The organism is Thioalkalivibrio sp. ALE20 (genome assembly GCF_000381405.1).
Taxonomy (GTDB): domain Bacteria; phylum Pseudomonadota; class Gammaproteobacteria; order Ectothiorhodospirales; family Ectothiorhodospiraceae; genus Thioalkalivibrio.
On record NZ_KB906479.1, the window covers coordinates 72,330 to 79,934 of the forward strand.

General features: G+C 64.5%; 10 protein-coding genes. All 10 read left to right on the plus strand.

Annotation, left to right across the window (positions count from 1 at the left end):
- Positions 1-124: 124 nt before the first annotated feature.
- Positions 125-982: a PFL_4669 family integrating conjugative element protein gene (locus F790_RS0111790; RefSeq protein ID WP_019591776.1), complete on the plus strand. Its 858-nt coding sequence runs from the start codon at positions 125-127 to the stop codon at positions 980-982.
- A 126-nt stretch (positions 983-1,108) separates the two neighbouring features.
- Positions 1,109-1,531, plus strand: coding sequence for a hypothetical protein (locus F790_RS0111795; RefSeq protein WP_019591777.1), 423 nt, complete (start codon positions 1,109-1,111; stop codon positions 1,529-1,531).
- A gap of 154 nt (positions 1,532-1,685) precedes the next feature.
- Positions 1,686-2,066 carry a single-stranded DNA-binding protein gene (gene ssb / locus F790_RS0111800; RefSeq protein ID WP_019591778.1) on the plus strand — a complete coding sequence of 127 codons (381 nt, stop codon included), beginning with the start codon at positions 1,686-1,688 and terminating at the stop codon, positions 2,064-2,066.
- Positions 2,067-2,174: 108 nt separating this feature from the next.
- Positions 2,175-2,753 carry a hypothetical protein gene (locus tag F790_RS14855; protein ID WP_232199271.1) on the plus strand — a complete coding sequence of 193 codons (579 nt, stop codon included), beginning with the start codon at positions 2,175-2,177 and terminating at the stop codon, positions 2,751-2,753.
- Between the two features lie 257 nt (positions 2,754-3,010).
- Positions 3,011-3,328 carry a hypothetical protein gene (locus tag F790_RS13895; protein ID WP_019591780.1) on the plus strand — a complete coding sequence of 106 codons (318 nt, stop codon included), beginning with the start codon at positions 3,011-3,013 and terminating at the stop codon, positions 3,326-3,328.
- Complete coding sequence (locus F790_RS0111815; protein WP_019591781.1) at positions 3,325-5,547, plus strand: DNA topoisomerase III; 2,223 nt, start codon at positions 3,325-3,327, stop codon at positions 5,545-5,547. The genes F790_RS13895 and F790_RS0111815 overlap by 4 nt, the downstream gene beginning before the upstream one ends.
- A gap of 28 nt (positions 5,548-5,575) precedes the next feature.
- Positions 5,576-5,815, plus strand: a complete 240-nt coding sequence (locus F790_RS0111820; RefSeq protein ID WP_019591782.1) for a hypothetical protein — start codon at positions 5,576-5,578, stop codon at positions 5,813-5,815.
- 187 nt (positions 5,816-6,002) lie between these two features.
- Entirely contained in the window at positions 6,003-6,206 is a 204-nt protein-coding gene (locus tag F790_RS0111825; RefSeq protein ID WP_019591783.1) for a hypothetical protein, read from the plus strand.
- 189 nt (positions 6,207-6,395) lie between these two features.
- Positions 6,396-6,818, plus strand: a complete 423-nt coding sequence (locus tag F790_RS0111835; RefSeq protein WP_019591785.1) for an STY4534 family ICE replication protein — start codon at positions 6,396-6,398, stop codon at positions 6,816-6,818.
- Positions 6,819-7,299: 481 nt separating this feature from the next.
- Positions 7,300-7,470 (plus strand): hypothetical protein, encoded by a 171-nt coding sequence (locus F790_RS14710; protein ID WP_019591786.1) that lies wholly within the window; start codon positions 7,300-7,302, stop codon positions 7,468-7,470.
- The last annotated feature ends 135 nt before the right edge of the window (positions 7,471-7,605 follow it).

Sequence of the window (7,605 nt, forward strand, 5' to 3'; positions counted from 1 at the left end):
CCCCCCCCCCCCCCCTTCCGGATCCGGAGGCAAAAGATTCACGCATTTGGGATAAGCATTTTGCCCGGACAGCGACGATCGGGTGACAGACACTATCGGCGGACTGACGCAGAGGAGACATGCCATGGCAATGAAAGAGAGCGAACAACGGCTGCCGAACGATGCGGATCCGCTGGTGCAGCCCAGGATCGCCGCTCAGCAGCCCGGGGGACTGAGGGGGTCCGCCACGTTGACGGTGCAGACCCGGCAGGCCCAACGGCTGGTGCACGGACGTGCCCCGCGACCCAGTGAGGGGAAACCGGCGATCGTCGGACTGGTGCGTTTCGCGACCACCATGCGACGCATCTGGACTGCCGCTTCGAGGGACGATCCGTGGGCCGACTGGAAGCTGTTGCAGACCTATGAAGCGCTCACGGAAAGCCGGGAGGGGGTGCGCGCAATCCACGAGCAGGTCGAGAACAAGCTCGAATCCATGGCCGGCGTCGAAATCTCGATCGCGGAAAGTCTGGAACCGGTCCAGGTGCCGCTGGAGTTCCACAACCCCTACGGCTACATGGGCGCGTACCTGATCTCGGATTATGACCAGTGCGTGCGGGCGATCCTGACGGCGCGGCACGTCGGGTTGATGGAGCGGGACCCCTCCGAGAAGGAGCTGTATCGGGCCGGTCGGTTGGTCCGCAGTGCGTTCAACGTGCCGCAGGGGTGGCGCTTCTACGGCGTGACCCGTGACGACGTCGCCGCGAACAACGCCCGGGCCCAGCGCGCCCTGGAGGCGATGCCCCTGCCGCCGCAGGACATCCTGGAAGGGACACTGCGTGCCCCAGTTGCACCGGACATTCGGAATGCCTCAGCTCGCGGTGCGTCTGATAAAGCAAACGATGCTGCCCCAGAGGATGACGCCGATGACGAGGACCTTCCCGCCGGCGAGCGGCAGGAAGTCTACGCTGGAGGTGAAGACGACGATGAACAGGCCCGGGACTGAGGAAACGGATGCCCCAGAGCATGGCCTGTAGTCATAGACCCACCCCGCGCATGTAGTCAAACGCGAAAGGGCCCTTTAAGGGTAAGGGGGGGTGAGAGGGGTGAGAGGGGTGAGAGGGTTGTCGGAATGAAGCTGTCAGAGGCCAAGGAACGCAGGAACGCCGTCGAGCACGAGCTCACGCAGATCCACGAGCAGATGAAGCAACTGGTGCAGGAGTTCAAGGCACACTGGCGGAAGCCATGGGTCGTGCATCCCGGTGTCTGGAAGGGAGCCAAGGAGGAGCGGGCCGTGCGGTGGCGGCTCCGCGGCTATGACGGAATCGGACAATCCTGGCTCCGGTTCGCCTCGCAGGAGGTGCAGAGCGTGCTGGACTATTATCGCGTACCGGCATCCACCCGCCTCGCCTGGCTGGACATAGACCGTCGAGGGCAGGCGCTCACCCTTCGCTATCGCGTACTGAATATGGAGCGGGCCCGCCTGGTCACCTACATCCACGAGATCCACGACCTGAATGCGATCGAGGACCGGCTCCGTCAATCGCAGTCCTGATTCGCGCGGTCTCCACGAGCGAGGGGTGTGACGGGGTCACACCCCCCCCCCTTGCCTGCTGGAGAATCCCGGCAGATCCAATCCGGGTTTTTCGATCACACCCGCCTCCCGCTGCGCCACGCTACGGCCACGTACACGATACGGAGGCCCTGCAATGGCGAACTCCTTTTCCGGCCGCGGCAATCTCGGTGCGGCCCCGACGCTACGGCATCACGACAACGGCACCGAGACCGTTGCGGTCGCCAATCTCCGCGTCTTCTTCGATCGGCCCAAACCCGACGGCAACGGTAACTTCGAGGACCGCGGCGGGTTCTGGATGAACGTGTCGCTTTGGGGGACCCGTGCCGAGGCCGTTGCCCGCCTCCTGCCCAAGGGGGCACGGGTGCATGTGGAGGGCGAGCTCTTTCAGTCGAGCTGGACCGACCGCGAAACCGGTGAAGAACGCGAGCAGATGGAAATCCGTGCGTCGCACGTCACCCTCGACTTCGCCCGCGTCGACTCCGTCCAGTTCCGGAATGCCGGTGAAGAAGGCTGAGACGTTTCGGGCTCAATCTGCATTCTGTGAAATACATCGTTGTGTGTCAGGTTTAATACCAGTACACCGAGCCCGCTTATCCAGGGAAGACAACGATATGGAGGCTCTATGATCACCCCTGTTTTCAATAGCCGCATTTTTGCGATCGCCACCGTCCTCGGCCTCGCTATCACTGGTACCGGATGCGTCACGATGGAAGGTGGCGACGGCAAGCGCTACACACTCGGCCCCGAGGGCTGGGAGGAGCGCGAGACCGCGGAGCGTGCCGAGGGCGAAACCCAGGACGAGGCGGGCACCGACGCGGGAGGCACCCAGGAGCCCAGCGAAGACATCACGTTCTCGCTCACCACCAATCGAGACATCGACACCGCGTATGCGCGGATCCGTCGAGAGTTCGACTTCCCGACGCTCGATGAACGGGCCCCCGAGGGGCACCGGCAGCGCGAGTGGATCAAGCTCGATGACGGCTTCCATCACCGCACGGAGCCAGGCGTTTCGTACTCCCTGCGCAATCGTGAGGAGCACGACGGCCACAGCGGCATCATGCAGGTCGATCTTTCCCGGGAGGGCAATGGCGCCTACGTCGAGGTGCTCTATCACGCCCGCGACGGGGATGAGCACGCATTCCCGACCTCGGAGGACTTCAAGAACAGCCTGCGCGAACGCGTCCAGAACGCACTGCGCTGACCTCGCCCACCGATCGGAGGACTCGCCATGCCGGTGAAAACCTACGGCAGCCACCTAGCCCAGGCCTGTTGTCGCGACTGCGTCTACTGGCACCCAATCGAACCCACCGCCAAGGGGTCCTGCCGGCGTTATCCGCCTGGTCTCCTGCAGCCGGCCGGCGAGTCCGACGGTCCGTTTCCCGTCACGCGCAACATGCACTGGTGTGCGGAGTGGACGCACCCCGACGAAGAACACCCGCGTTGATCCGGAGGTCCCTGATGCCCGTCGGTATGTTCACCCAGGATCTCGACGCCCTCGCGCGCGAGACGCTCCGCATCGAGGATCCGGATTACACCATCTACGCCGCGGCCGTTCGCCAGCTGGACGAGTGGCGCGACGACGCGGAGCAGCCCACCGTGGTGGCCGTCGAGCTCCCGACCGGTTTTATGCGCGTCTCGCTCGCCCCGACCGTGCAGACCGACGAGCACGGGACCGCGGTCGACTGGGACGTCTCGCGCGCTCGCCACGCAATCATCCAGGTGCCGCCGGACCTTCCGGTCTCCCGGCCGCGCACCCCCGGGGCACTGCCAGCATGAAGGTCTACATCGCCGAGAAACCGTCGCAGGCGCGCGACATCGCCCGCGTACTGGGCGCCTCGCGCAAGGAGCAGACCTGCATCCGCGGCGACGATGTCGCTGTGACCTGGTGCTTCGGACACCTACTCGAACCGGCGCAGCCCCAGGAGTACGACCCGGAGCTCAAGCGCTGGTCACTGGACACCCTGCCGATCCTGCCGGACCAGTGGCGGATGAACGTCAAGCCGAAGGTGAAGGGGCAGCTCAATGGCATTCGCTCCCTTCTCCAGCAGGCGTCCGAGGTGATCGTCGCCACCGACGCCGACCGCGAAGGCGAAATGATCGCGCGGGAGGTGCTGGAGTGGTGTCAGTACCAGGGCCCCATCCGGCGACTCTGGCTGGCCGCGCTGGACGACGCCAGCGTGCGCAAGGCGCTCGCGAACCTCCTCCCCGGCGAACGCACCCACTCGCTCTATCTGGCCGGGCTCGCCCGCAGCCGGGCCGACTGGCTGGTCGGGATGAACCTGACCCGCGCCTACACGATCGCTGCCCGCGGCCGCGGTTACGACGGCGTGCTGTCCGTCGGTCGTGTGCAGACCCCCACGCTCAAGCTCGTGGTCGATCGGGACCGCGAGATCGAGGCGTTCAAGCCGGTCCCGTACTACGAGGTCCTCGCGAACTGCGAACACGACAACGGCGCCTGGCAGGCCCGCTGGGTACCCCCCGAGTCGGTCGCGGACGCCGAAGGCCGCTGCACCAGTCAACAAGCGGCCGCATCCGTGGCGCAGCGCATCCACGGGGTCGAGGGCACGGTCACCGTGGCGCAGACCGAGCGCAAGCGCGAGAACGCGCCGTTGCCCTACGATCTGTCCACCCTGCAGCAGGAGGCATCCAAGCGCTGGGGTATCGGCGCGCAGGAGGTCCTGAATACCGCGCAGGCCCTCTACGAGAAGCACAAGGCGACGACCTATCCACGGACCGACTGCCGATACCTTCCGGTCTCCCAGCACGGCGATGCCGGCGCCGTACTGCAGGCGATCCAGTCCGCCGACCCCGGTATCGGGCACCTGGTCGATGGAGCGGATCCGCAGCTGCAGGGCCGGTGCTGGAACGACCAGAAGATCACGGCGCACCACGCGATCATCCCGACCACCGCGAAGGCCGACATGAGCGCCATGTCCGCGCGCGAACAGGCGATCTACGACATGATTCGCCGCCGGTATCTGGCGCAGTTCTACCCGCCGCACGAGTACGACCAGACGCACCTGGAGGTGGAGGCCGCCGGCGAGACCTTCCGCGCCCGGGGGCGCGTGACCCGGAACAAGGGATGGAAGGCCGTCCTGACACAGGACACCGATTCGAGCGAACAGGGCGAGGACAGCCCGCAGGCGCTGCCGCGCGTGCAGGAGGGCGACAAGCTCAACATCGCCGGGGGCGAGATCCGCGACCGCGAGACCACGCCCCCGGACCGGTACACCCAGGGCACGCTCCTCGCTGCCATGAAAAACATCGCGCGCGAGGTCTCCGACGAGCGACTCAGGAAGGTCCTCAAGGAGAACACCGGCATCGGGACCGAAGCGACCCGCGCCAACATCATCCAGACGCTGATCGACCGCGGTTTTCTGGAGCAGCGCAAGAAGAAGCTGATCTCCTCGCCGGCCGCGCGGTCGCTGATCGACGCGCTGCCGGATCCGGTCCGAAATCCCGCGACCACGGCCATGTGGGAACAGGCCCTGGACCAGATCGCCAACGGCGAACTCAATGTGGAGGCGTTCCTCGGCCGACAGGCCGAGTGGGTCCGTAAGCTGGTGCAGCAGGTTGCGGAGCAGGGCGGGGAGGCCGTCCAGGCGCACCCCTGCCCGGAATGCGGCTCGCCACTTCGGCGCCGGAAAGGCTCCAACGGCGCATTCTGGGGCTGCAGCAGCTATCCGAACTGCAAGGTCACCCTGCCCGACCAGGGCGGGAAACCGGGCAAAGCCCCGAAGCAGGGGCCGGTCGGTCAGTGCGGCTGCGCCAAACCGGGTTCGATCAAGGAATCGCCGAAGGCCTGGCAGTGCGACGCCTGCGAGGCGATCGTCTGGAAACAGGTCAGTGGCAAGAAGCTGACCGAGAAGCAGGCCCTCGCGCTGTTCGCCGGCGACCTGGTGCAGCTCAAGGGCCTCAAGAGCAAACGCACTGGCAAAACCTTCAATGCCGGTGCCAAACTCACCGAAGGGAAGGTGCAGCTGCAGTTCGACTGACTGCGCCAGACAACAGCAGGAGGACCCCATGACCATCATCCGTTTCCCCGTCGAGCGCCGCGATCACTGCGCCTCCGGTGCCACCGTCGAGCATCCCCATCACGGACTCTGCGAGGTGCTCGACATCCTGGAAGACGACCCGATGCGCCGCCTGCTTTACCGCCTGAGTGATGACGCGTGGGTCGAGGCCGACGTGCGCGAGCTGGAGCAGGTGGAGGAGCCGGTCGATGAGGACATCGCGGCCGGGTTGACAGATGCTTTCTGGTGAGGCTAGTTTTCCAGCAATAACAGTCTTCAACGCCCGCCACGTGCGTATCGTGGCCCCTCTAAGCACCCCCGGACCGGGCAGGGGTGCGCTGGTACAGCCAGTCGGTCCCGACATCATTTCCACCCACCCTGCCGGGGAGACTCCCCCGGCAGGGCGAGTCTCTTCCGGCTATAACCGGAGGAGAACCATGAGAGGTAAACGGGTGTCCATAGATCCGCAAGGCTTCCGGGAGGATTCCCGCCGTGTCGGCATTGCTCTGACCGTAGCCGGCTTGATCGCGGTCTTTCTCGAACCCGAGCACGTGTCCTTTGCAAGCGCTCTGTACGCCATTCTCAGTGGCGTGTTCCTGATCCTGCTTGGATTGGTGAACGTGCAAAACAACGAGGAGTGACTCATGGATCCACTCGCCATTGCCACAACGGTCGTTCTTGCGGTCTTCCTAGTCGTCCACTTCATCGTGTGGAGACAGGAAAAGAGGAAGCGTAAGTAACCACGACATCGACTTTATCCACCCTACCGGGGAAACCAATCCCCGGACGGGCATGGTTTCTCCGGATTTCACTGAAACAGGAGAACCACCATGTCTGAGAACAAATTCTTCGACCTTCACATCAACGGGATCGGATACGTGAATCGTATCCGGGAAGTCCGCCCCAAGAAGGGGCAGCCTTTCTGGGCATGCGACATTGTCGCTCTTCACGGAGATCGTGAGGCCCCAGAGAAAACCCGTTTCGATTGCCGCGTCAGCGGCGAACAGGCAGAGCGCCTGATTCGGCGCTGTAAGGAATATGTCGAACAGGACCAGAAGGTCCTGATCGGGTTCAAGCTCGGGGATCTGTACCCCGAGACCTTTGTTTATAAGCAGGGCAGCAAGGCCGGCGAGACTGGAGTTTCACTCAAGGCTCGGTTGTTGCGTATCGGCTGGATCAAGATCGACGGTGAGACCGTCTATACTGCCGAGCGCACGACCCAGGAAAACCCCGAGGAAACCACCTCGGAGTAATCCACTTCTCTTCTGACGCCCTCCGGGGCGTCTTCCCCGAGCCGGTCGGTACGGCCGTTTCCGGGAAGACGCCTTTACCGCCCGCCTGAGCGTATCAGGCCCCTTGAAGCACCTCCGGATCGGGAAGAGGTGCGCCGGTTCTGCCGGTCGATCCATATTTTTTACCCACCACGGGGACAGCACCCCGTGGGGTGGTCTGTCCCCAAACTTTGAGGACAGATCACTATGGGACGTCACATTTCGCGGAAAAATGAAGGTCAGGCTTTTGAAGCTGCCGGTAAGAGCGTCGACCTCCGGTTCTCCGAACCGGATCGCAATCGTCGCCCGGTCGCCAAGCCGGTGCCCAAGCACTGGGCCCTGGCCGACGCCTGACCTTCTGGGTGTCTCCTCCGTTGAGGGGGCACCACGGAATCTTCTCGCGTCCGCCTCCAGCGCGGAGAAGGTTCCGTGGTGTCCCCCAACAAGCAAAAGGAGTACCCCCATGAAACAGCGTCCGATCCTCCAGGTTTTCACCTCGTTCGATTCCGTCGCGGAAGCCCTGCGGTGCGGGTTCAGTGTCCTCGATTCGCGGACCGCCGAGCCTGTTACCGAGGACGACCTCGGCCAGCTGTCCATCACGGATCTCGATCATCTGCAGCTGCAGGTGGCGTGATCTTCGGACGCCCTCCGGGGCGTCTTCCCCGAGGCGGCCGGTACGGCCGTTTCCGGGAAGACGCCTTCACCGCCGGCCTGGAGCGCATCCAGGCACCCTGAAAGCCCCTCCGGACCGGGAGGAGGGGCGCCGGCA

Bases quoted from the DNA above. Each gene is read 5' to 3' on its own strand.
- F790_RS0111825 (WP_019591783.1), top strand. From the start codon at position 6,003: ATGAGAGGTAAACGGGTGTCCATAGATCCGCAAGGCTTCCGGGAGGAT.
- F790_RS0111815 (WP_019591781.1), top strand. From the start codon at position 3,325: ATGAAGGTCTACATCGCCGAGAAACCGTCGCAGGCGCGCGACATCGCC.
- F790_RS14710 (WP_019591786.1), top strand. From the start codon at position 7,300: ATGAAACAGCGTCCGATCCTCCAGGTTTTCACCTCGTTCGATTCCGTC.
- F790_RS0111790 (WP_019591776.1), top strand. From the start codon at position 125: ATGGCAATGAAAGAGAGCGAACAACGGCTGCCGAACGATGCGGATCCG.
- F790_RS0111795 (WP_019591777.1), top strand. From the start codon at position 1,109: ATGAAGCTGTCAGAGGCCAAGGAACGCAGGAACGCCGTCGAGCACGAG.
- F790_RS13895 (WP_019591780.1), top strand. From the start codon at position 3,011: ATGCCCGTCGGTATGTTCACCCAGGATCTCGACGCCCTCGCGCGCGAG.
- F790_RS0111835 (WP_019591785.1), top strand. From the start codon at position 6,396: ATGTCTGAGAACAAATTCTTCGACCTTCACATCAACGGGATCGGATAC.
- F790_RS14855 (WP_232199271.1), top strand. From the start codon at position 2,175: ATGATCACCCCTGTTTTCAATAGCCGCATTTTTGCGATCGCCACCGTC.
- F790_RS0111820 (WP_019591782.1), top strand. From the start codon at position 5,576: ATGACCATCATCCGTTTCCCCGTCGAGCGCCGCGATCACTGCGCCTCC.
- ssb (WP_019591778.1), top strand. From the start codon at position 1,686: ATGGCGAACTCCTTTTCCGGCCGCGGCAATCTCGGTGCGGCCCCGACG.